At 43.5% G+C, this 20807-nt stretch carries 25 protein-coding genes; 13 read left to right on the top strand and 12 right to left on the bottom strand.

The annotated features are described in order from the left end of the window. Window positions 1–381: 381 nt before the first annotated feature. Entirely contained in the window at window positions 382–1302 is a 921-nt protein-coding gene (locus AC0L46_RS06350) for a LysO family transporter (protein WP_473506627.1), read from the bottom strand. A 41-nt stretch (window positions 1303–1343) separates the two neighbouring features. On the opposite strand from AC0L46_RS06350, the gene AC0L46_RS06345 reads away from it, so the two are divergent. Further along, window positions 1344–2852: an MATE family efflux transporter gene (locus tag AC0L46_RS06345; protein WP_473506625.1), complete on the top strand. Its 1509-nt coding sequence runs from the start codon at window positions 1344–1346 to the stop codon at window positions 2850–2852. 34 nt (window positions 2853–2886) lie between these two features. Next, window positions 2887–3720, top strand: a complete 834-nt coding sequence (locus AC0L46_RS06340; protein ID WP_473506623.1) for an SDR family NAD(P)-dependent oxidoreductase — start codon at window positions 2887–2889, stop codon at window positions 3718–3720. 2 nt (window positions 3721–3722) lie between these two features. Here AC0L46_RS06340 and AC0L46_RS06335 read toward each other — a convergent pair whose 3' ends face one another. Continuing rightward, window positions 3723–4721 (bottom strand): alpha/beta hydrolase, encoded by a 999-nt coding sequence (locus AC0L46_RS06335; RefSeq protein WP_473506621.1) that lies wholly within the window; start codon window positions 4719–4721, stop codon window positions 3723–3725. Window positions 4722–4752: 31 nt separating this feature from the next. Further along, on the bottom strand, window positions 4753–5040 hold the full coding sequence (locus AC0L46_RS06330) for an HlyU family transcriptional regulator (RefSeq protein ID WP_473506619.1): 288 nt from the start codon (window positions 5038–5040) through the stop codon (window positions 4753–4755). Between the two features lie 164 nt (window positions 5041–5204). Between AC0L46_RS06330 and AC0L46_RS06325 the strand changes: the two genes are divergently transcribed. Beyond that, window positions 5205–5423, top strand: coding sequence for a VF530 family protein (locus AC0L46_RS06325; RefSeq protein ID WP_473506617.1), 219 nt, complete (start codon window positions 5205–5207; stop codon window positions 5421–5423). A 22-nt stretch (window positions 5424–5445) separates the two neighbouring features. Here the strand turns inward: AC0L46_RS06325 and AC0L46_RS06320 are convergent, their stop codons facing one another. From AC0L46_RS06320 to AC0L46_RS06310, 3 genes are all read right to left on the bottom strand, one after another. Further along, window positions 5446–6258, bottom strand: a complete 813-nt coding sequence (locus AC0L46_RS06320; RefSeq protein ID WP_473507108.1) for a GGDEF domain-containing protein — start codon at window positions 6256–6258, stop codon at window positions 5446–5448. 290 nt (window positions 6259–6548) lie between these two features. Continuing rightward, window positions 6549–7025, bottom strand: coding sequence for an NYN domain-containing protein (locus tag AC0L46_RS06315; protein WP_473506615.1), 477 nt, complete (start codon window positions 7023–7025; stop codon window positions 6549–6551). 26 nt (window positions 7026–7051) lie between these two features. After that, window positions 7052–8014 carry a hypothetical protein gene (locus tag AC0L46_RS06310; protein ID WP_473506613.1) on the bottom strand — a complete coding sequence of 321 codons (963 nt, stop codon included), beginning with the start codon at window positions 8012–8014 and terminating at the stop codon, window positions 7052–7054. A 181-nt stretch (window positions 8015–8195) separates the two neighbouring features. Here AC0L46_RS06310 and AC0L46_RS06305 point away from each other — a divergent pair, with 181 nt between their 5' ends. Both AC0L46_RS06305 and AC0L46_RS06300 read left to right on the top strand, forming a co-directional pair. Beyond that, a complete protein-coding gene (locus tag AC0L46_RS06305; protein WP_473506611.1) occupies window positions 8196–8561 on the top strand; it encodes a DUF1304 domain-containing protein in 366 nt (121 codons plus the stop codon). An 81-nt stretch (window positions 8562–8642) separates the two neighbouring features. Continuing rightward, on the top strand, window positions 8643–9965 hold the full coding sequence (locus tag AC0L46_RS06300; RefSeq protein WP_473506609.1) for a ribonuclease J: 1323 nt from the start codon (window positions 8643–8645) through the stop codon (window positions 9963–9965). Between the two features lie 4 nt (window positions 9966–9969). On the opposite strand, the gene epmB is transcribed toward AC0L46_RS06300, so the two are convergent. Continuing rightward, window positions 9970–10983, bottom strand: a complete 1014-nt coding sequence (epmB, locus tag AC0L46_RS06295) for an EF-P beta-lysylation protein EpmB (RefSeq protein ID WP_473506607.1) — start codon at window positions 10981–10983, stop codon at window positions 9970–9972. Window positions 10984–11141: 158 nt separating this feature from the next. On the opposite strand from epmB, the gene efp reads away from it, so the two are divergent. Then, on the top strand, window positions 11142–11717 hold the full coding sequence (gene efp, locus AC0L46_RS06290; protein ID WP_414681297.1) for an elongation factor P: 576 nt from the start codon (window positions 11142–11144) through the stop codon (window positions 11715–11717). A 101-nt stretch (window positions 11718–11818) separates the two neighbouring features. Here efp and AC0L46_RS06285 read toward each other — a convergent pair whose 3' ends face one another. Then, window positions 11819–12811 (bottom strand): NADP-dependent oxidoreductase, encoded by a 993-nt coding sequence (locus AC0L46_RS06285; protein ID WP_473506605.1) that lies wholly within the window; start codon window positions 12809–12811, stop codon window positions 11819–11821. Between the two features lie 482 nt (window positions 12812–13293). On the opposite strand from AC0L46_RS06285, the gene AC0L46_RS06280 reads away from it, so the two are divergent. From AC0L46_RS06280 to AC0L46_RS06265, 4 genes are read left to right on the top strand one after another with little or no spacing between them, the layout of a single operon-like run. Further along, window positions 13294–14199: a helix-turn-helix domain-containing protein gene (locus AC0L46_RS06280; protein ID WP_473506602.1), complete on the top strand. Its 906-nt coding sequence runs from the start codon at window positions 13294–13296 to the stop codon at window positions 14197–14199. Next, the gene (locus AC0L46_RS06275; RefSeq protein ID WP_473506600.1) at window positions 14189–14938 is read left to right on the top strand and encodes an FRG domain-containing protein; all 750 of its coding nucleotides are present in this window, start codon (window positions 14189–14191) and stop codon (window positions 14936–14938) included. The genes AC0L46_RS06280 and AC0L46_RS06275 overlap by 11 nt, the downstream gene beginning before the upstream one ends. 3 nt (window positions 14939–14941) lie before the next feature. Beyond that, a complete protein-coding gene (locus tag AC0L46_RS06270; RefSeq protein WP_414681301.1) occupies window positions 14942–15163 on the top strand; it encodes a hypothetical protein in 222 nt (73 codons plus the stop codon). Window positions 15164–15180: 17 nt separating this feature from the next. Then, window positions 15181–15396: a permease gene (locus AC0L46_RS06265; protein ID WP_473507106.1), complete on the top strand. Its 216-nt coding sequence runs from the start codon at window positions 15181–15183 to the stop codon at window positions 15394–15396. Here the strand turns inward: AC0L46_RS06265 and AC0L46_RS06260 are convergent. Then, window positions 15393–16301: a GlxA family transcriptional regulator gene (locus AC0L46_RS06260; protein ID WP_473506597.1), complete on the bottom strand. Its 909-nt coding sequence runs from the start codon at window positions 16299–16301 to the stop codon at window positions 15393–15395. The two genes, AC0L46_RS06265 and AC0L46_RS06260, sit on opposite strands and share 4 nt — an antisense overlap. Window positions 16302–16416: 115 nt before the next feature. Between AC0L46_RS06260 and AC0L46_RS06255 the strand changes: the two genes are divergently transcribed. Next, entirely contained in the window at window positions 16417–16977 is a 561-nt protein-coding gene (locus AC0L46_RS06255) for a cysteine hydrolase family protein (RefSeq protein WP_473506595.1), read from the top strand. Here the strand turns inward: AC0L46_RS06255 and AC0L46_RS06250 are convergent. Further along, complete coding sequence (locus AC0L46_RS06250; RefSeq protein WP_473506593.1) at window positions 16949–18394, bottom strand: aminotransferase-like domain-containing protein; 1446 nt, start codon at window positions 18392–18394, stop codon at window positions 16949–16951. The genes AC0L46_RS06255 and AC0L46_RS06250 overlap by 29 nt on opposite strands. Window positions 18395–18532: 138 nt before the next feature. Between AC0L46_RS06250 and AC0L46_RS06245 the strand changes: the two genes are divergently transcribed. Continuing rightward, window positions 18533–19417, top strand: coding sequence for an EamA family transporter (locus AC0L46_RS06245; RefSeq protein ID WP_473506591.1), 885 nt, complete (start codon window positions 18533–18535; stop codon window positions 19415–19417). 28 nt (window positions 19418–19445) lie between these two features. Continuing rightward, the gene (locus AC0L46_RS06240; RefSeq protein ID WP_473506589.1) at window positions 19446–20087 is read left to right on the top strand and encodes a LysE family translocator; all 642 of its coding nucleotides are present in this window, start codon (window positions 19446–19448) and stop codon (window positions 20085–20087) included. Window position 20088: 1 nt separating this feature from the next. Here AC0L46_RS06240 and AC0L46_RS06235 read toward each other — a convergent pair whose 3' ends face one another. Both AC0L46_RS06235 and AC0L46_RS06230 read right to left on the bottom strand, forming a co-directional pair. Next, on the bottom strand, window positions 20089–20274 hold the full coding sequence (locus AC0L46_RS06235; protein ID WP_414681308.1) for a DUF1289 domain-containing protein: 186 nt from the start codon (window positions 20272–20274) through the stop codon (window positions 20089–20091). After that, window positions 20268–20783 carry a hypothetical protein gene (locus tag AC0L46_RS06230; RefSeq protein WP_473506586.1) on the bottom strand — a complete coding sequence of 172 codons (516 nt, stop codon included), beginning with the start codon at window positions 20781–20783 and terminating at the stop codon, window positions 20268–20270. Before AC0L46_RS06230 ends, AC0L46_RS06235 begins: the two co-directional genes overlap by 7 nt. Window positions 20784–20807 lie beyond the last annotated feature (24 nt).

The raw sequence follows: 20807 nt of genomic DNA, 5'->3' as shown, positions 1-20807 counted from the left end.
TGTGCTTCGCGGAGCCAGATCCGTTGGTATCTGTTCTAACATAAGCTAGGTGTTTTATGCCAATTTTATGTTCGAGCGTTTTTACCAAAGCGACCCCTTCACCTGCACACTTTGTTTGAGTTCCAAAAGATCTTTCTTCCATTTTCAAGCGGCCCCGCAAAGGACAAAGCATGCTATGAGGTTAATCTGCAGTTCTTATGGGAGACAATCGCTTTTACACAAGCATGACGGTGTTTGCTAAAGGTCGTTTCTTTACAATTCGATCTTTACGAATTTTTGACGCTTTCTTTTGTTGTTGAGCTCTGTGCATCTCCGATATGTATATCGACCTCGTCGAAATAAATTTCGACCTACGTATTATTCATTGTTGGTTGTGGTTACTTAGTTTGGGTTGATGCCAATAAAAAGCGGAATCAAGATTGGGCAGAGTATGCTCATGATGAATCCGCTGGCGATGCAAACAGGGACGATTTGCGCGCCATGAAATTTCCCTAGCATAGGCAAGGTGAAGTCCATTGCCGTGGCGCCAGAGTACCCAACGGACATGTGGCTGTTTAATCGAGCAAGAAACGGGATAAGCATCAGAGCAAGGATTTCGCGGCTGAGGTCAAGCAAGAAGGCGGTGGTGCCAAGTACGGGATCACCAAGTCCGGTGATTAAAATGCCCGATAGACTGTACCAACCAAATCCAGAGACAACCGCAAGCCCTTGGTGCCAGCTGAGGCCTAATACTAAGCTACCTAACCAGCCAGCGAATAAGGTTGTGATGATGGTAACCAGCGCAATAATAACGCCTTGAGAGTTTAAGAAGAGTTTGCGTAGGCGATAGTTACCTTGTCTTAGCTGGCAGCCAATCAAGAACAATAAGAAGTAGAGTAAAAAGGTCACCATTTCATCGATGCCGGATACCCAATTTTTGGTAAAAAATCCCACAATGATCCCGACAACGACCCAAGCTATGGATTTCGCGGCATCCATTAAAGCATGGCTTTGTTTGCCCTCTGGGTTCTGTGATAAATGCTCTGAATGTGTGCCACCGAAACGCATTCCACTCAAATAAAGCCCGAATAAACTGATCGCACTAACGAGCACAAAGAACACGACAGCTTGGTATCCAGCAACCAGTAGCTTTTCTGCAAGGTTGTCGAGCGCACCAAGGCTGAAGCCGATTAAACCCAAAATAAGGTACACCAACTGTTCTAGCCATTTCGCTACTCGAGCGGGAGAAAATACCTTTATATTCACCCAATAACCGAAAAGTAATGAGATAAGTAATGGGCCGAGTGTCGCGAGAATAGTCATGTAATAAAGATCGTCCATAATTGAGTTTTTAGGGCGCGTTATTGTCGCGAGAATTTCCAGTAAATACAATGATGCAAGCGAGTGTGTTTTGGCCTTGGTGGTTTTCTGTGCATTGTTGGGTGATAGGTGGTAAATTGCTCGGCTGTTTTTTGTGTTCTATGGATAGTCGGCGGTGTTGTGTGGTTAAGCGTTTTCCTGTTTTGAAAGAAGTTCTCCATTTATTGTTTCCTATGGTACTCACGATGACCTTGGAGTTGTCGATCAGTGTGGTAGATACCATCATGCTGGGGCATTACAGTGCGTTGCATTTGGCAGCGGTTGGATTGGCGTCGAGTCTTTGGTTGCCAGTAGGGTGCTTTTTGATTGGGGTGACGTTTGGAATCACGCCTTTGGTGACGCGTCATTTGCATGGTCGTCAACCTAAGTTGGTAAATTTGTATATGTCTCAAGCTGTCGGTTTGTCTGTCGGCTTGGGGGTGTTGGCGAGTTTGTTGGTGGTTTTTGTGTTGCCACATTTTGCTGGCATGATGGCGTCAGAGGAAGAAACGCGTCGAGTGTCGGTGAATTATTTGTATATCTTCGCGCCTGCTTTGCCTATGTTGGCGTTGATGACGTCCTACAAAAACCTATTTGAAGCCGCAGGCCGTCCTGGCTTTCCTTTGTTTGTTGCGAGCACGGGTTTAGTGCTGAATGTTCTTTTTAACTATGTGCTTATTTTCGGTAAATTTGGCTTTCCAGCAATGGGCGCAGAAGGTGCGGCGGTCGCGTCTTTGTTGTCTTTGTATTTGGCTGTAAGCATCTTCTTTGTGTACGACCGCTTTATTAATAAAACGCCGTTATTTACTCGATTAGTGTGGCGTTACACACGTAAGTTCTCGATTTTGTTAAACGTTGGTGCGCCAGCGGGTTTTGCCTTTGCTTTTGAAGTTGGTCTTTTCTCTTCAATGACTTGGTTGATTTCTTCCTTTGGCGATTTGGCGTTAGGCGGCGGACAAATTGTCATGTCTTATACATCCTTCTTGTTCACACCTTTGATGGCGATGAGTGCGGTGACGGCCATTGTGGTGGCGAAAGCCATGTCTAAGGAAGGCGTCGAAGGTGTTATCAAACGGGTTCGTGTCATTGTCGGACTTGGTCTAACTTACGTGACGGCTTGTTTTATGGTGACTCAGCTTTTCCACAATCATATTCCTTATATCTACAGCAATAACGAAGAGGTTGTGGCTTTGGCAGCGGGTATTTTGGTGATCTCGGCCTTTTATCAATTCCCAGATATGCTACAAGCGGTTTTTACTGGTGCTTTGCGTGGTTTCCGTGACACACGTTCTTCTATGATTGCTTTTGGCGTGTCTTTGTTTGGCTTGAGTATGCCATTCGGTTACTGGTTATCTCATTACAGCCCTTGGTCTGAAACCTTGTCTGTTCGCGGCTTTTATATCGGCTTAGGTGCTGGTTTGTGTTTATTGGCGACTATCCTCGTCTTGCGTTTCCGTATAGTGTTGAAGCGTTACAAAGGCAAACGCATTGGGTCGCCAAGAGAAGTGGCTTAATAAAGTACGAGTGAAAGTGGAATAGGAGACAAGCATGCAATACGCCGTTCTAATTACTGGGTGTTCTTCTGGGATAGGTTTGGAAGCCGCGAAGATGTTGCAAGAGCGCAATTTCTTAGTAGTGGCCAGCTGTCGAAAAAAGGAAGACGTGGAAGCACTAAAAGAACAAGGTATTAAACACGTTGTTCAGTTGGATTTGGCGGATTCGGCTTCTATTCAGCAAGGCTTAGAAGATACCTTGGCGATTACTCAGGGCAAGTTGTTTGCTTTGTTTAACAACGGCGCTTATGGGCAGCCCGGTGCCGTGGAAGATTTGCCAGTCGAAGCGTTACGAACTCAGTTTGAAAGTAACTTTTTCGGCACGCATGAACTCACAACAAAAGTATTGAAGCTGATGTTGGTGCAAGGTTATGGACGTATTGTGAACAACAGTTCAGTATTAGGTTTGGTGGCTGCGCCGTTCCGTGGCGCCTATAACGCCAGTAAGTTTGCTTTAGAAGGTTTGACAGATACCTTGCGATTGGAGCTTTCAGATACACCAATTAAAGTAAGTTTGATTGAGCCAGGCCCGATTGAGAGCCGTTTTCGTGCCAATGCTTTGGTGGCACTCAAAGAAAATATTGATATGGAAAACAGCCGTCATAAGAAAGGCTATGAAGAGGCAATTGCCCGTTTAAGTAAGGAAGGCGCAACGTCCTCTCAAACATTGCCAGCGAGTGCGGTAGTGAACAAGTTAATTCATGCGTTGGAGTCGCCACGACCAAGGGCGCGTTATTATGTGACCTTACCTACTTACGGAGCTGTCCTAATGAGACGAGTTCTACCAACTTGTTTGTTGGATTGGGGGATGCGTCGTCAAGGTGCTTGATGTCAGCGTTTAAGCCATTTAGATATGGCGGACAAATAGGCTTCACGCGCTTCTTTGTGAGACAGATAAAGGTCGTGGAAGCCTTTTGGAATCACGGCTTTGTCTAGATTCGAAAAAGTCTTTTCCGCCGCTTGTTCCATGCTGTCTATGTCTAATACGCCATCCCCTTGTTGAGTTTCTTCTATCGTTTCTTTGCCAATTGTGCTGATTTCCGAACGACAAAGCAGGGTAGGAATGTCTATTTTCTGTGTCGCGAGATTATGTTGCGCACGGATAATTTCTTTTAGCCAATGGAAGGATAAATTAAAACCTTCCGCGGGTTTCCAATCTAATCGGTAATCCCATTCGCCCCCAAATCGCGTGTGCAGAGTTTTAGCGTAAGTAGTGATTTTCTTAGCTCGTAAAAAAGCAAAAGGAAATATCGATACTAAAGCGCGTATTGGCCAGCTGATTCGATTAAGCAGAGCTGGTGGGAATGGCAGAGCCAGAAATGGGCTGTTGAGTATGAGTCCTGTGACTTCTGGAAAAGCTTTGTTGTAATGGCTTTCTCTTTCGGGAAGTGCGTAAGGTTGCGCAAGATAAGACGACGCAATAAGCCCGCCTGTTGAATGTGCCATGATGACCACTTGTTTCACGCCATCTTGTCGCATTGTCGCGAGCGCTATGTCTAAATCTTGCCCGTATTGTTCGATGGAATCGCACCAATTTGGTGGCGTAGATGGACGAATCGAGCGACCGTAACCCTGTAAATCCACGGCGTAAAAGCGATAACCAAGCTTGATAAAGTGTTCTGCTAAGCCTTTTTGAAAAAAGTAATCTGTGTATCCATGAACATAAAGAATGGCTTTGGCGGTTCTTGGTCGGCCGATATGATGAACCAATGTTGTGTGTACTTGCGTTTTCGGCCCAGGAAATGCGAAAGTGCGGGAGATGAAGTCTGCGCCCAATAAGTCTTCACCTTGGCTGACTTGTGTCCAGTGTTGTCCTATTGGTGCGCTCATTATGACCTTCTTATTTTTCTAGTTTGTGTGTTTAACCAAAGATGTTGTCGCCAAGTTGGTCGATTGTCATTTTGGCTTTGCGTAATGTCACTTCGATGCATTCGTCACGGCTTGGAATGAGGTCTGAACGAATGAAGTTGTGTACTTGTTGTTCCTCACCTTCGCCTTTGGTAATGGTCGCTGCGACTCTCAGTTGGCCTGCGTCTTTGATTGGTGCTGGGGTGATCATAAAGCCTTTGTATTCGATAGCTTCTTCTGTCGGCTCTGGTGTGCTTTCGCCTCCGGCAAATAAACTTTTTAAGCCTGATAAGATTCCCATTGTTGTGCTCCTAATGATGAATAAATACTCTGTTTGAAGCTATTCTTCTGGGAACGGCGTCATTAGTCAAATACCAATGTGAGTATATTGCAGAGTCAGTGAGTTTATTCCTGCTTGCTGTATACTTCAGCTTAGTATGAATTAATGAATAGGGCAGATTAGAAATGAATGAAACACAAGCCAATAATCCGTTGCATGGCATTACGTTAGAGCAGATATTGATAGAATTGATTGATCATTACGGTTGGGAAGAGTTGGCTGAGCACATCAACATTAATTGCTTTAAAAGTGACCCTTCTATCAAATCCAGTTTGAAGTTTTTGCGTAAAACTCCTTGGGCGAGAGATAAAGTCGAGAGCTTGTTCTTAGAAACCTTCTTTTGATGACCTTGTAAAAAGTTGAGTGTTAGCTCATTTCAGGGCAAAGGCCGCCATCATGACGAACGATGTTTCGGCCTTGGTTCTTAGCAAGGTAGAGGTTTTGGTCTGCGTTTCGTAAGAAAGCGTTGAATTCCATTCCTCTTTTTAACTCAGATATACCAATGCTCACAGTTAACGTGATGGTGTTGTCCGCGACTTTAAACTCATGTTTTTCAATGCTTTCACGAAGGTTTTCTGCAAACTCGCAGGCGTCTAATGGAGAGGTGTTTTGTAAAGTGACTAAGAACTCCTCTCCTCCAATCCGGTAAGCGTTGTCTTTGCCAACGTGCTTTCTTAAAAGGCTAGAAAATTCTACTAAGATGAGGTCGCCCACTTCGTGACCAAACTGGTCGTTGATCTTTTTGAAGTAGTCCACATCCAAAATTAAAAGCTGGGTTGTTTTGGCATTGTTATCTTTCGAAGAATTAAATTCCTCGAAGAAAATTTCTAAGGCATGACGATTCTTTGCCTCTGTGAGCGGGTCTTTATAAGCCATGTGATGGAGTATTTGGCTGTTTTTAATGTATTGGTTCTCGTATAAAAAGCAGACTGAATAAGCTAAAAAATAAGCGCCAGTGAAATTCAAGGCAGAGCGATAAGCGAACATTTGCTCTGTGTCACTTTTAGTGATGATCAAATACAGTGTTGGAATCAACACCAGAATAGAGTAAATCAGGCCTTTTTGGGGTCCTAAGAAAATGCAGTAAAGAGGAGGCAGAATAAGCAACCAATAACTGATGCCTGTTCTTAAGTCCACCATGCTGAAGGTGTAAAAAATGACCGCTGAAATGGAAAACAGTAGAAAATTGATACGACGAGCGTTAACTGTACCAGTGCGTTTTGCAGACCAAAAAAGTAAACATTTAGCGCTCCGAGAACGGCTTCTAGGAAAGCGATATCAAACTGTTGAAGATAGAGATTTATAACACTGAACGCCAGCACGATTAGCCCAGTAATTAGGCTAAGGCGTCTGTGCAATACAGCTTTGGTTTTAACGAATTGTATGTCAGTTTGAATGCTTTGCATGTAAATTCAACGCTATGAAAAGAATTGCAATGCCATATTGTAATCATTTGTATTCAATAAAGCTTATGTGAGCAACAATTTGTTACAAACTGGAATAAAGTGATCGGCAGAGTGAATGAGACTTTGTGCAGTTAAAGCTTCCACGCCGTAGACTTCTACCTTGGTTTGGTATTTTTCCCGAAGCGTATCCGCCAGCAAGGCAAAATCCCCGTCACCGGAGGCCAACACCAATACATCGCTGTCTTTGCCGTATTCAATGCCATCAATTGCAATGCCCACATCCCAATCGCCTTTGGCAGAGCCATCGGAGCGTTGAATAAAAGGTTTTAATTTCACTTCAAAGCCAATGGCTCGCAGTATGTTTTGAAATTGTCGTTGTTTCTCATCACCTCTGTCTATGGCGTAGGCGATGGCTTTCACCACGTTTCGGCCTTCTGTGGCTTGCTTCCAGAAAGCGTTGTAATCAAAAGGACGTTTAAAAGTATCCCTCGTTGTGTAATAGACGTTTTGTACGTCCACTAAAATGGTGACGTTTTCCATGGCAATCCTGATGGTCAATTGTGACGTTAGTGGGTTAACCGCATGTTGCTGTCTTTGTATAAGCGCGTTTCATGAGCCATTAGCGCCAGTTCCTGCAAACTGAGCGGCTTGGAAGGCGACATTTCTAAGCGTAGTTGCTTTTTGCTTGCTTGAGTGTTTGATGATGGATCTTGAGAAGGTTTCAAAAAACCGACTATGGTGTTGGCAATTTCATCCGCTTCCACTGAGTTCGCTTTCGCGACGCCTAGGCTTTGGCTTAGAAACTTCAGTAAGCTAGCCAGTTGATTTTCTTCCTGCTGACTTTTGGGTGTCTCAGGAATCAGCCGAGTAACAAGCCCTGAATCCTGATAGCGAATGTCCAAATCGTTAATTTCCAAAGCCTCACCATGAATGAAGAAGAGCCCTAAAGGTTGCCCCATGGCGATAGATGCAAGTAAATCTGTACGTATCTCGTGCATGGATAGCTCGTTGTTCAATAAACGAATATGACTAGAAGTCGATAATATGCCCAAGTCTTTAATGTCGAGCTTGAATTGGGAAGTTACTTGGTCTTCATTGATTGTAGAAGATAAAGAGCCTTTGCCTAGCAATGTGGTGATGCCAGCGATTTTCATTAGACGCCTTGTGTCATCGGAAAGGCTTTCTGCTGGGCTGTTTTTTATCCAGAAATCCACATCTAAATCAGGGTAGGTTAATGGGTAACTGTTTAGCGAAATTCGGCTGAACTGCAACCAAGGCGAGTTTTCGAAGCCAAAGCTCACTTCTTCGATAGATGGCGTCAGTGTAAAAGGGTTAAAGTGCACGGTTTGATAATGAACAAAAGGCGTTAAACCAGCATCGTCGAGTTGTTTTTGAAGGGCTTCTTCCGTGTATTGTGTGCCAAAATATTTGATGGCGTAGAGACCTAAAACAGTTAGGCTGAAAACCACGAAAAGCGACACAAGAATGCCGACTTTTTTGTCTTTAATGTTTGCTATAAAACGGCTCAATGCATTAATCCATAACTAAAAAGATGAGAGAAATTTATGGTGAGTTAGGTTAAGTGCCTTGTATTGGGGATGCAATGAAAAGTTGAAGGATAAAAGAAACTTAGAGGGATAAAGTGTGGCCGCACCCTGTCTATGTTATAAATAATCAATTCTCCTCACTTTTGATGGACTCATCCAAAACATGCACACACTCACTTTTATTCTAGTTGCCTTAGTCGCTGTCGAGCATTTTTATATTTTGGTATTGGAAATGTTTATGTGGACTAAGCCAAGAACCTTAAAAGTATTTGGTATTGATCCGGCTTTGGCTGAACAAACAAAAGCCATGGCGGCAAATCAAGGACTTTATAATGGCTTTTTGGCGGCGGGTTTGGTGTTTGGTTTAATGCATGGTAACGAAGCTTTTGCTATGCAGCTGCAAGTTTTCTTCTTGTCCTGCGTTGTTGTCGCAGCAATTTATGGCAGCCTGACAGTGAAGAAATCCATTATTTTTATTCAAGGCTTGCCGGCAGCTTTAGCGCTTTTGAGTGTGTTGCTACTCGGCTAATAGCTTGTTCCATATAGTTCAGTTTTTATAAATACTAACAAGGAGTGACTTATTTCATTTCTGATACCAGGACAAGACGATTTGTGGTTTTTGCCATTGGGTGGCACGGGCGAAATCGGTATGAATATGAACCTGTATGGCCATGACGGCAAATGGTTGATGATAGATTGCGGCGTTTCTTTTAATGAGCCTTTAAAGGCCGATGACATTCATACTGCAGAAGTGGTTTGTGCCGATCCTACTTTTATTACCCAACAAAAAGAGCGCCTCGCGGGCATTGTCATTACCCACGCCCATGAAGATCATGTGGGCGCTTTGCCTTTTCTTTGGCGTCGTTTCAAATGTCCTGTTTACACCACGGCTTTTACTGCCGAAGTGTTACGTCGCAAACTGGTTCAAGTGGGTTTAGCAGACGAGGTTCCTGTCATTGTGGTGAAAGAAAATGAGAGTCAAAAAATCGGCGTGTTTAACGTCACTTGGCTCGCCTTGACCCATTCTGTTCCAGAACCTTTTGCCATGACCATTGATACGCTAGCAGGGCGAATTTTCCACACAGGAGATTGGAAAATTGATAAGAAGCCTATTATTGGCGAAGGTTTTTCTCCTGCAAATTTCAAAGCACTTGCGAAAGAAAACATGCTTGCCATGGTGTGTGATTCCACGAATGCGTTACAAGAGGGTCATTCAGTTTCAGAAACGGACTGCTATGAAGCCTTATTAAAAACCATTTCGACAGAGAAAAACCGTGTTGTTGTCGGTTGCTTTAGCAGCAACGTGGCTCGGCTGGTGGCGCTCGGTCGCGTGGCTCAAGAAACAGGGCGCTATTTGGCGCTGATTGGCCGCTCTTTAACCAACATGGTGGGTGCGGCCAAGGCGACAGGACATTGGCCCGATGATTTGCCTTTAATTGATGCGGCGCATCTTGGGTATTTGCCGCGAGAAGAAGTGCTTGCAGTGGTTACTGGAAGCCAAGGGGAGCCTCGAGCGACCTTGAATCGCCTTGCTGCAGGAAACTGTTTCGACTTAACGTTGGAAGCGGACGACATGGTGATTTTTTCCGCCATGATGATACCCGGTAACGAAGGTGCCATTATGCGTTTGGTGGAACAATTCAAAGGCCAGAAAATTCGCACCTTGCAGCAACAAGACACAGAACTGCCCATTCACGTCAGCGGGCATCCATGCAGAGAGGAACTTAAGCAGCTTTATACCTGGGTTCAGCCGCAGCTGGCGATTCCGGTTCATGGTGAGCCAAAGCACCTTGTTGCCAATGGCGACGTTGCGAAGTTGAGCCATGTGCCGAATCAATTAGTAGGCCGTAATGGCGACCTTTATCAGCTTGCTCCCAGTGTAAAAATCCTTCGAGAGCAAGTGAAAGTCGGACGTATTGCTTTATCGCGTTAGTGATTTATGAAAAAGTCGGTGCGAACACGGTTTTTGATGTTTGCCCCGGAATCTCTTTCGCGAGTTTAGGCACTAAATAACCGGGTAATTCTGCGGCCACTTTACCCATTAATTTTTGCGCTTCTTCAATGGATACATCAAAATGCGCTGCGCCTTCTACGGGGTCGAGCGTGAACATGTAATAAGGCAGAATGCCTGCAGAAAATACCGCTTCACTTAAGTTCACTTGAGCGTCAACACTGTCATTTATCCCTTTTAAAATCACGCCTTGGTTGAGCAAGATAACGCCCGCTTGCTTCAGTTTGAATGCGGCTTGGGCAAGCTCTTCATCTACTTCGTTGGCGTGATTTATGTGCCAAACCATAATGATGTCTAGGCGGCTTTGTTTTATCCAATCCAGCATGTCATCACACACACGAGCAGGAATCACCACAGGTAAACGGGAGTGAATGCGCAGGCGTTTGATTTGTGGCAAAGCCTCGATTTGACGGACTTTATTAGCGAGTAAAGTGTCTTTCATCATTAATGGATCGCCACCACTCAGGATTACTTCGTTGACCTCTGGATGTGCGATTAGGTAATCAATCACGGACTGCCATTCTGCTTGAGCCAGTTGATTGTCGCCATAAGGGAAGTGACGGCGGAAGCAATAACGACAATTTACCGCACAGGTTCCTGTGGTGATAACCAGCAAGCGGCGTTTGTATTTATGCACAATGGCTTTTTGCGGATTGTGGTCGGCTTCTTCTAATGGGTCTTTGTTGTAGCCTGCTACTTTCAGCATTTCTGCTGCGTTTGGCATGACTTGGCGTAATAAAGGATCGTTCGGATTGCCGTATTCCATTCGAGACAAATAAGGTCGTGGCACCAGAAGTTTGAAGCTGTGTTGAGCGTCTTGGCCTTGAGTGATGAGTTCTTTGGGCAAACCAAGGCTTTCAATAAGGTCATTCAGAGAGGTGATTGCCTGTGTGAGGTGTTGGGACCAGCTTGTTGTGTTCTGTGTTTTAATGGGAATCACGTCAAATATCTGCAAAATGTTGTTGATTTGGGTTATTATGGCGCCAACTTTTTTGGCCTTTCGTAGGCTGATGGCTTTTAAAGATCTTATAAAAGACCTTTAGACTGACATGATACGCCAGTCGGAGCCTTTTCTCTAAATTTATACCGTGAGGATTTATGGCTAATATTTCTACTAGCGATATGCGCACTGGCGCGAAAGTAATGGTTGATGGCGACCCATGTTCTGTTTTAGAAAACGAACATGTAAGACCAGGTAAAGGCCAAGCTTTTAACCGTTTAAAATTGCGCAACTTGAAAACAGGCCGCGTTTGGGAGCGTACTTTTAAATCAGGCGAATCTCTTGAAGCTGCTGACGTGATGGAAACCGATATGGAGTACTTGTACACCGACGGCGAATTCTGGCACTTCATGGCGGTTGATGGATCTTTCGAGCAACACGCTGCAGACGAAAATGCCATTTCTGACACGAAAAATTGGCTGAAAGAGCAAGAAAAATACGTTGTGACTTTATACAACGGTGCACCTCTTGCTGTAACGCCACCAAACTTCATTGAACTTGAAGTGAAAGACACGGATCCAGGTGTAAAAGGTGATACTGCAAACGGCGGTTCTAAGCCTGCTTACTTGGTGACTGGTGCCATGGTTCGTGTGCCACTGTTCATCAACATCGGTGAAGTACTGCGTATTGATACACGCAGTGGCGAATACGTTTCCCGCGCAACTGGTAAGTAATTTCTTGGCTTCTTAGCCGAAGCAAGCAAATCAAAGAAAAGCCTTCGATAGAATACTATCGAAGGCTTTTTTATTGCTATTCGTTTCAGAGTTTAATCGTCTTAAAGCTCTACAATTAATTTGCCTGTATTTTTACCGTCGAATAAAAGATTTAAACCGCTTGGTGCGCTTTCCAATCCTTTAATAACATGAGCGCGATACTTCAATTCGCCTTTCATTAGCATGCCGCCAAGTACTTGACCGTATTCTGGAATGCGGTGGAAATGATCTGGCATAGTAAAGCCTTGAATGGTTAAACGCTTTTTAATGATGTTTAACCAGCTTGGGCCAAGGTCTGGCACTTCTTTTTGGTATTCTGCAATTAACCCACAAACCGCGATTCGACCATGGGCGTTCATACGCTCGAAAATGGGTGTTTGTGCAGCACCGCCGGTATTTTCAAAGAACAAGTCAATGCCCTTTGGGGTCGCTTGAGTCAGCTGTTCAGCGAAGTCTGCGTCTTTGTAATTAAGTGCGTGATCAAAGCCTAATTCGTCTTTTAGCCACTGGCATTTCTCTTCAGAGCCTGCGACACCAACAACGGTTAAACCAAGATTCTTCGCCATTTGACCAACGAGGGAGCCAACAGAGCCCGCAGCAGCTGTGATAGCAATGGTCTGTCCTGCTTCTGGTTTTAATACTTCAAATAAACCGTGGTAAGAGGTGATGCCTGGTAGGGCAATGACAGACAGAATCGCTTCGGCTGGTAGCTCTTTTGGAATCAGATTAATACCTTTGCCATCCGTTAAAGCGTATTCAGTCATTCCCATTAACCCCATTACACGGCTACCAACAGGGAAGCTTTCATTTTTGGATTCAACCACTTCGCCAATGCCGCTGGCACGCATTACATGACCAAGCTCTACAGGTGGAATGTAGCTTTCTGGATCTGGGCTCATCCAACCACGCATGGCAGGATCGAGAGAAAGGTGTGACAGCTTAACCACAAACTCGCCTTCGTTTGGCGTTGGGATCTCTTGAGTGGTGATTTCAAAAATGTCTGCTGTGATTTCCTTTTCAGGGCGCGCAATAAGCTTGATTTGGCGATAAGTCATAACCTGAATTCCTATAAAAAATGTGGTGGCATTTTAACGTATTCTTTCTATCGGATTGGCGGCGTTATTGAGGAGAAAATATGAATTATACAGACTAGACAAGCGGTAAATAAGGCTGGGCTATTCACATCTTCTCTAGAAGATATAAAAGACACTTTTAATCACTTATGAGGGTGTTTATCTGCTTTGTATACACCATGTATTTTTACCGAGAGACCAGAACAAAACTTAATAGCACCAATAGATATCATGAATTCTGTGCTGAACTCACCTGTGCACTCGACGTCTCTATACAAGCGCAGATCTTAAACATCCTTAAAGATCTACAAGAACACTTCAACCTCACCTTAAGATAACTACATGCAAGAGCTTCTATCATTTTATGCTACAGCGGAAAGAAGTAAGCTTAGAGCTTTCTATTTTAAAAAGAGATTGAATTAACTCTAAAGAATGTTAAATAGCAACTCAATATAGGATATTAAATGTCGTTACTTAAAAAATTGAGGGAGTCAAGGAACCTAAGTCACTCTGAATTAGCTAATCAAATAGGAGTGTCCTCTGACGAGATAAAAAGCTGGGAGAAAGAGGCTAGTTGTATTTCTAAAGATGGGCTTAGTAGTCTTGCATATTATTTTGGCTCAAGTTCGGAAGAACTTCAGGATATGTTTGCAGGCAATGAATCTTATATCATGACGAATACACATTATATTTTCGCTGAAGATGAAGAAAGTGGTTGGTGGGGGCATTTTGGATTATGTCTTAATGGGCAAAAAGATTCTAAGTGGTTTCCAATAACATTAGGACAGGCCAATAGGATATCGAATGCCTTAGACAATATGAGCTCAAGAGATCAGTGGCTAACGGTAGAGACATTGAATAATAGAATTCTACTATTTAGGCCCACTATGGTAAGCCGTATGTGGACTCTGGATGATGATGCTGATCAGCCTATGGGAGATTGGAATCCTCCTTGGGACGGTTATTCAGGTAACCCCAGTGAGTTCTATAAAGGGTTAGAAGAGTACTATTGGTCATCTATTGGTTGTGAAGGTGAGTATACTGTTGCGAAAAATGTTCAAGCGGCTGTTGAGTCTTTTACTGATATCCATGATTTAGACCTTGAACAAGTAGCGGAGCTTGTTCTAGAAACACAAATTTATAATCTAGAGGGTAGGACTTTTTCTCATATTGTTGATGGATCTAGATTATCTGAACTCATGTTTAGTGCTGACATAGGGGAATCAGTAATGATATTAAACCTGAGTAATGACAACTTTGATTTTTATATTCCCAGCGATAATGTGGCGTTAATTGATATGCCTAAAAGGTGTGTAGATCAATACATTAGGGAAGAGGGATATTTCGAGGAAGATGAAAATGCAAACTGAGACGGTTAACTCTGTGACCGAATTCTTATGTTTGGTGGAAGAGATAAATGCTAGGCATTTTGATGCAAAGTATAAATATGATGTTAAGCAAGAAGGTCACCTTTTATATCGTGGTCAAGGACAAGACTTTCCACTGCTTCCGAAAATTGCTAGAGGCGAAAGTTACCAAAATCCATTAATTAAAGAATCGTATTTGCTTTCTGAATTTAAAGTTAGAGGGAGATTACATCGAGAAATTTCTCAACTGGATGTTTGGGGGATGTTAACGTTAGCTCAGCATTATGGGCTTGCTACTAGGCTATTAGATTGGACAAAAAATCCTTTGGTTGCGATGTGGTTTGCCTGTAGTGATCTAAAGTCTAATGATAATCCGCATGTTTATATTTTATTACCTCATTGGGATATTGATTATTTAGACCGAGATACGATTTTAGAAACAAATCAACATAATGGGATATCCATATTGAGGACTCAATTAGAAGATACTAGAGTGGTTGCTCAAGATGGCTGGTTCACAGTGCATTCACCATCGAAAAAGTATGGGAGGTTTATACCTTTAGGCGAGCTTGAACATCATGCAGAAGGCATGACTAAAATTAAAATCAACCCTGATAATAAAAATAAAATTTTAAAAGATTTAGATACGCTTGGTATTAGTTATCAAACGATATTTCCTGATCTTGAAGGGGTATGCCAATATATAAATTGGCAATCTGAAGTACGTGTCGAGGGAAAATGATCTATGAGTTATAAACCACCTTTTATTATCACCTCCGATATTCTTAACCTAGTAGCTGAAATTAGTGAGCAAGTGGGTCGGTTAAATACCAGTGTCTTAAATACTTCGTCACAATTACGTAAACAAAACCGCATTAAAACCATTACAGGAACACTAGCGATTGAATGTAATACCTTAATGACAGCTAGGGAAGGTGTGTCTAGGGTCAGTAAGAAGTCATATTGATCTTGTCCTCCATTCCCATGCTCATTGGGCTTTTAAAAGCAAAGGCAGGCTTTGGTCCGACAATGACTTTTCTTTTTACCTCTTCTTTATTGAACCCTATTGTGATGGCGCTCTTCGTGCCCATTTTAGGCTTTAAGGTGGCCCTGTTATACGCGTCTCTTGCCGTGTTTGTCTCTTTGTTTTCTGGTTTTGTATTACACGCTTTGGGTTTTGAGCATTTTATCAATTTTTAAAAACCTCGGCTACGATAGTTTGCAGGTGTGATGCCTGTTACCAGCTTAAAAGCTCGGCTAAAGTTGCTGACATCGTTATAACCAAGTTGGTAAGCAATTTGCTCTATGCTTTGCAGGCTAAGGCTTAGAGCTTGTTTACTCTGTTCGATGCGTGTTTGCAAAATATACTGACTGGGGGATAGGTGCAGTACTTGCTTAAAGCGTCTCATTAGGGTTCGCTCTGTCATAGACACATGTTTACAAAGGCGTTTTACCGTGAGCTTCTTGATATCAGAGGTATCGCAAAACTGTTGAGCTTTGAGAACCAATGGATCCCCATGATGGTAATTAGGTTGAAAGTGCTGATAGTGGCTTTGTAAACGTGGACTTATTTCTAACATGGCGAAGTCAGCGACTTCTTTAGCGATGTCAAAGCTGGTGAATTTTGCAATTAGGTGCAAGATCAAATCTTGGTAGGCGAACAAGCCAGCTGCTGTTATCACACTTCCTTCATCGACCACCACATCTTGTTTTTCTATGGCTTTAATCTTGGGGAATTGTCGGGATAACGGTTCAAAGAGCCGCCAATGTGTGGTGGCCATTTTGTCGTCTAATAGTCCGGTTTCTGCCAACCAGAAAACACTTGCGCAACAGGCCACTATGATGGCGTTTCTTTGCTGCCATTCGTTAAGGTAATCTGTCAGACCTTCCGGTTTTATCGTATCGCTAAAAGGCGTCATACAAGGGGGTAAAAACAGTATGTTAACGTTTTCAGATAAGGTTGGATAATTGCCCACACAGACACGTTCACTAAGAAAGCTTGCCTCGTCACTGAAACGATTTGCCAATGTCAGAATATCTTCCACGCCAACGAGGGCGGCTCCCATCGCAGCGGGAAAATCTAAGAGAAAAAAGTGGCATTTCATGGTGTAAATCTCGTGTCATAAATTGACTTAAATTTGTCTATTTTAGACATAAAAGGCCAGTATAAAAACCGCTAATCTAGCGTCTTCATTTTATATCGCACTGATTAGGAGACTGATGATGCAATGTGCTTTACTCATTATTGATGTACAAAACGATTACTTCCCTGAGGGGGCATGTGAACTGAAGGCACCAGATAAGGCTGTAGAAAAATTGCTGCCATTGTTGGCTGAATTTAGAGAAAAGTCGTACCCCGTTATTCACATACAACACCTGAGTAAACAAGGTAGCCGACCTTTTCTTGTAGAGGGAACGGAAGGTGCAGAGATTCATACCAGTGTTCAACCACTAGAAAACGAAACCATTATAGAGAAAAGATTCCCCAACAGTTTTTGGCAGACGGCATTGGAAGAAACCTTACACGCCATGCAAGTGGACACACTGTTTCTTACTGGCATGATGACGCATATGTGCGTCAGTGCCACCGCTCGAGCCGCAATGGAACGTGGATTTAAGGTGATTGTGGTGGACGATGCTTGTGCCACACGGGATCTCGTTTTTGATGGAGAAACCATTTCTGCAAACACAGTACATAAAACCGCGTTGGCAGAAATCGCCAGTTTCGTCACATTCCATAAAGCCGCAGCAGTTAACGGGTTGATATCATCTCTGAGATAATCTCACACAAAGACATTAGCTGTTGATAAACCTCTGTCTTATTAACAGCCTTGTCACCTCTTTCGCAAAGTGAATCGTACAGTGGCCAACCGCAATTAATACGGAAGCAGTCGTGGAAGTAATCGTGGGTGCTGAAGCAGGCTCCGCTGCGCATGTCGATGTGTTTTTCTAGGGCGGCTTTTTCAAGTTCTAGGCAGTTCAATTTTGGCATCTGAATCCAGAGTACAACGCCACCTTGTGGCAGGCTGATTTTGGCATTGCTGGGTAAGTGTTTGATCAGAAATTGGCGATATTGGTTCACTTGTTTGATGAGCATTAAGCGGGTCTTGTTGATATGACGACGGTAATCTCCTGTGTTGATGAATTCGGCCAAGGCGGATTGCATGAGGCCATTGACGCCAAATCCGGCCAGATAGTCATCGAAATATCGGCCCGGTAAACACCAGCCAAGACGTAATCCGGCGGCTAGTGTTTTTGATACCGAGCCGCACCAGAGTACATAGCCTTCTTTGTCCCAATGTTTGGTTGGTAGATCTTGTTGTTTTTGGTGGCTGAGTTCGAAATAGATGTCGTCTTCGATCATTGGGGTTTGGTATTTTTCGGCCAATTGTGCCAGTGCTTGTTTCTGTTTGGCGGGCAAGGTTAGTCCTGTTGGGTTGATGTTTGAGGTGCTGAAAAGCGAGGCGGTGACGAGCCCTTGTTGCAATACAGATTCAAAGTAGTCTAGGTCGATCCCATTTTCTTGCACTGGAATTTCAATCACATTACGAGAAAGTCCTACCAGTAAATCCAGCAAGCCACTGAAACAGGGTGAGCCTATGGCGATGGTGTCGCCTTCTTTTGTGACGGTTTCTATGGCCGTTCGTACTGCATCTATACAGCCGTTGGTAATGACCAATTCATCCCCTAAAAAACCAAAGTGTTCATGTTGAAAGTGGCTTGCTAGGGCGTTTCTCAAGGCTTGTTCACCTTGTGCGTCTGGATATTCGAAAAGTTGTTTACTGGCTCTTCTGGTGACGCGTTTTATGCAGCGTTGCAGCTCTTGGATGGGTTGTAATTCTGGGGCAATCATGGAGGTGCCCAGTGGGGTGAAAAGTGTGGATGTTGGGTTGTAGCCGTTGTCTGGGGCAAAGGCTTTTGGGTCTCGCTGCTCTATGTTGTTTATTTGAATGGTTGGAAAAATAGAGTGGCTGGATTGGCCAGCCACGTGTTGGTTGGTAACAAAGTAGCCTGATTGAGGCTGTGCGTATATCCAGCCTGTTTGTTGTAGGTAGTCGTAGGTTTTTGTGACGGTTGTCATGCTCACTTGGTGTTGTTTTGCCATAGTACGCAAGGCCGGTAAACGGGAACTAACGGGTAATTTTTGCGCTTTTATGTCGGCAATAAATTGGTTGGCGAGGTCTTCGTATAGTGGCATTGGGTGGCCTTTTTCTGAGTGAGCGAGAGTGTTATTTTTAAATTGTACTCTAGTTTTTGTTAAAAATTGAATCTGCACTCTTTTTGTTTTTTTGTTGATACTGGTGGCCTTTTTACTCACAACAGGTTAACGGAAAAAATGAGACTACGAGATTTGGGGTTATTATTCGCTTTAATGGCGTTATGGGGATTCAACTTTAGTGTGATTAAGCTTGGAGTGAATACGATTGACCCTTTTTTGCTGACGGCATTGCGCTTTAGTTTTGCGGTTTTTCCTTTGATCTTTTTTATTAAAAAGCCAGATGTGCCGTGGCGTTATTTAATCGCTTATGGCGTGTCTTTTGGTGTGGGCGTTTGGGGTATGACGACCTTGTCGATCGGAGCGGGTTTATCGGCTGGTATGGCGTCTTTGTTGTTGGATATGAGTGCAGTGAGTGGCGTATTTGTCGGTTGGTATTTTTTTAATGAGAAGATTACTCGAAATAAGTTATTGGGCACTGTGTTGGCTTTGTTCGGTTTGGTGTTGATCATTTATTCAGAAGGGGGCGCTGTAACGATAAAAGGCTTGGTTCTTGTTCTGGCCGCTTCGGTGTTTTGGAGTGTGAATGGTTTGATTGTAAAGAGAGCCAATACCACATCCATCTTCGCTTTTAATATTTGGGGGATGCTGTTTGCACCTTTGCCTTTGTTACTGTTGGCCATTACCTTTCATGGTACAGAAACGCTGACGAATTTGCCGACTCAGTTTACTGAGTGGGCCTTGTTCTCTGTTTTGTTTCAGGCGTATCCAACGACACTTTTAGGTTACTGGTTTTGGAATAAGATGATTATGAAATACGGTGTTTCAAGTGTCGCACCCATGACATTATTGGTGCCTGTGTTTGGCATTTTGGGTGGCGCTGTGTTTTATGATGAAGTGGTTGGTGTGAATCAGGTGGTGGCAACTGTGTTGATTCTCGCTGGGTTGTTCATTGGGCAAATGACGTTGCCCCGATTTTTAAAAGCAGTAATCGTAAAAGATTAGAAACATGTTTCATGTAAAAGGAGTGGCTATGCAGGAGATTCAGTACGGTTTGATTTTAATGGCGGCGTTTCTTGGTGTGGCAAGCCCAGGTCCTGCGACTTTGGCGATTGCGGGTATGTCGATGAATCATGGGCGTTTGCATGGTTCGGCATTGGCGGCGGGCGTTTTTTCTGGGTCGTTGTTTTGGTCTTTTTCGGCTGCGTTTGGTTTAGGGGCTGTGCTGTATGCGAATGTTTGGTTGTTTGAAATGTTGCGTTATGTGGGAGGTGGGTATTTGCTTTTTCTTGCCTACAAGTCGGCCCGTTCATTATTTGTTAAAAATACGAGCTCGGACATGACATTAGCGCTTAATAATACTCTTGGTGTGTCACTGGGTTCGGCTTATTTGAAAGGGTTAGCGATTCATCTTACGAACCCTAAGGCGATTTTGTTTTTCAGTGCGCTATATACTCTGGGCGTTCCTAGTACGATTACCGTTGAAGGTTTATTGTCCATTATCGCTATGCTTGCTGCTCAAAGTAGTGTGGTGTTTTTTGGGTATGCGTTTTTGTTTTCAAACCAAAGTATTCGCCAAGGGTATTTTAGAATGAAGCGCTTTTTTGATGGAGTTTTTGCGTTTTTCTTTGGGCTGGCGGGAGTCAAAATATTGATGAGCAAATTGAGCTCATGATTCATGTTGTTTTTTTAATTTGATTCATACGTTTTTGTAGTTCTTTTTCTATTTTGTTTTTGTCATAAGGCTTCATTTTTTGCCATTGGTTGCATTCTGGACGAGTACGAGCGCAGCCCAAACACCAGCCTTTTGGCCCTGAAAAATCACAAAGGTCGATGCAGGGACTTTTCTGGCGCTTTACCATTCGGGCTCACCTTTCACTTCGTCAAGTGCTTGTTCAATACTGTCTGCCAGTTGGCGCAGTCGGTTCAGTTCTTCAAAGATACGTTGCTCTAGGTTTTTGAAGTTAAGCGGCATGGTGCGTTCGCAGATGTGGTAGCCCTTACCGATAGTTTGGTAGCCTTTCCAGCTTTTTATGCGGTCGTTTTCTAGTTCAAGAAATTTTTCAATGAATTCTGGTTGTGAAGGGCAGTCTTCTTCGGCGTGCATGCAGATAGGAAACGACTTTTGTTTGATTTGTGGTGCTTCAATGAAGGTCTCGAAATGAACTCCGCCTTGATTGTGGTTGTGCCAATTTGATTTGTAGAGTTGCAGGTAAGGGCCACGGTTGTATATTTCCCAGTCATCGTCAAACCAGCTAGCGTCTCTTAATAGCTTTTCGAGATTACGGAAAACATTTTTTATATCTTTCATAGAATTAAAGTCGTATTGGTCATTTGAGATGGAGAGAGCAATGAGTGATTTTGCTTCCACCTAATGCTCTATTTTATATCACTA

The organism is Marinomonas sp. 15G6-16, from assembly GCF_055809555.1.
This window is presented reverse-complemented; position numbering and strand designations above follow the sequence as displayed.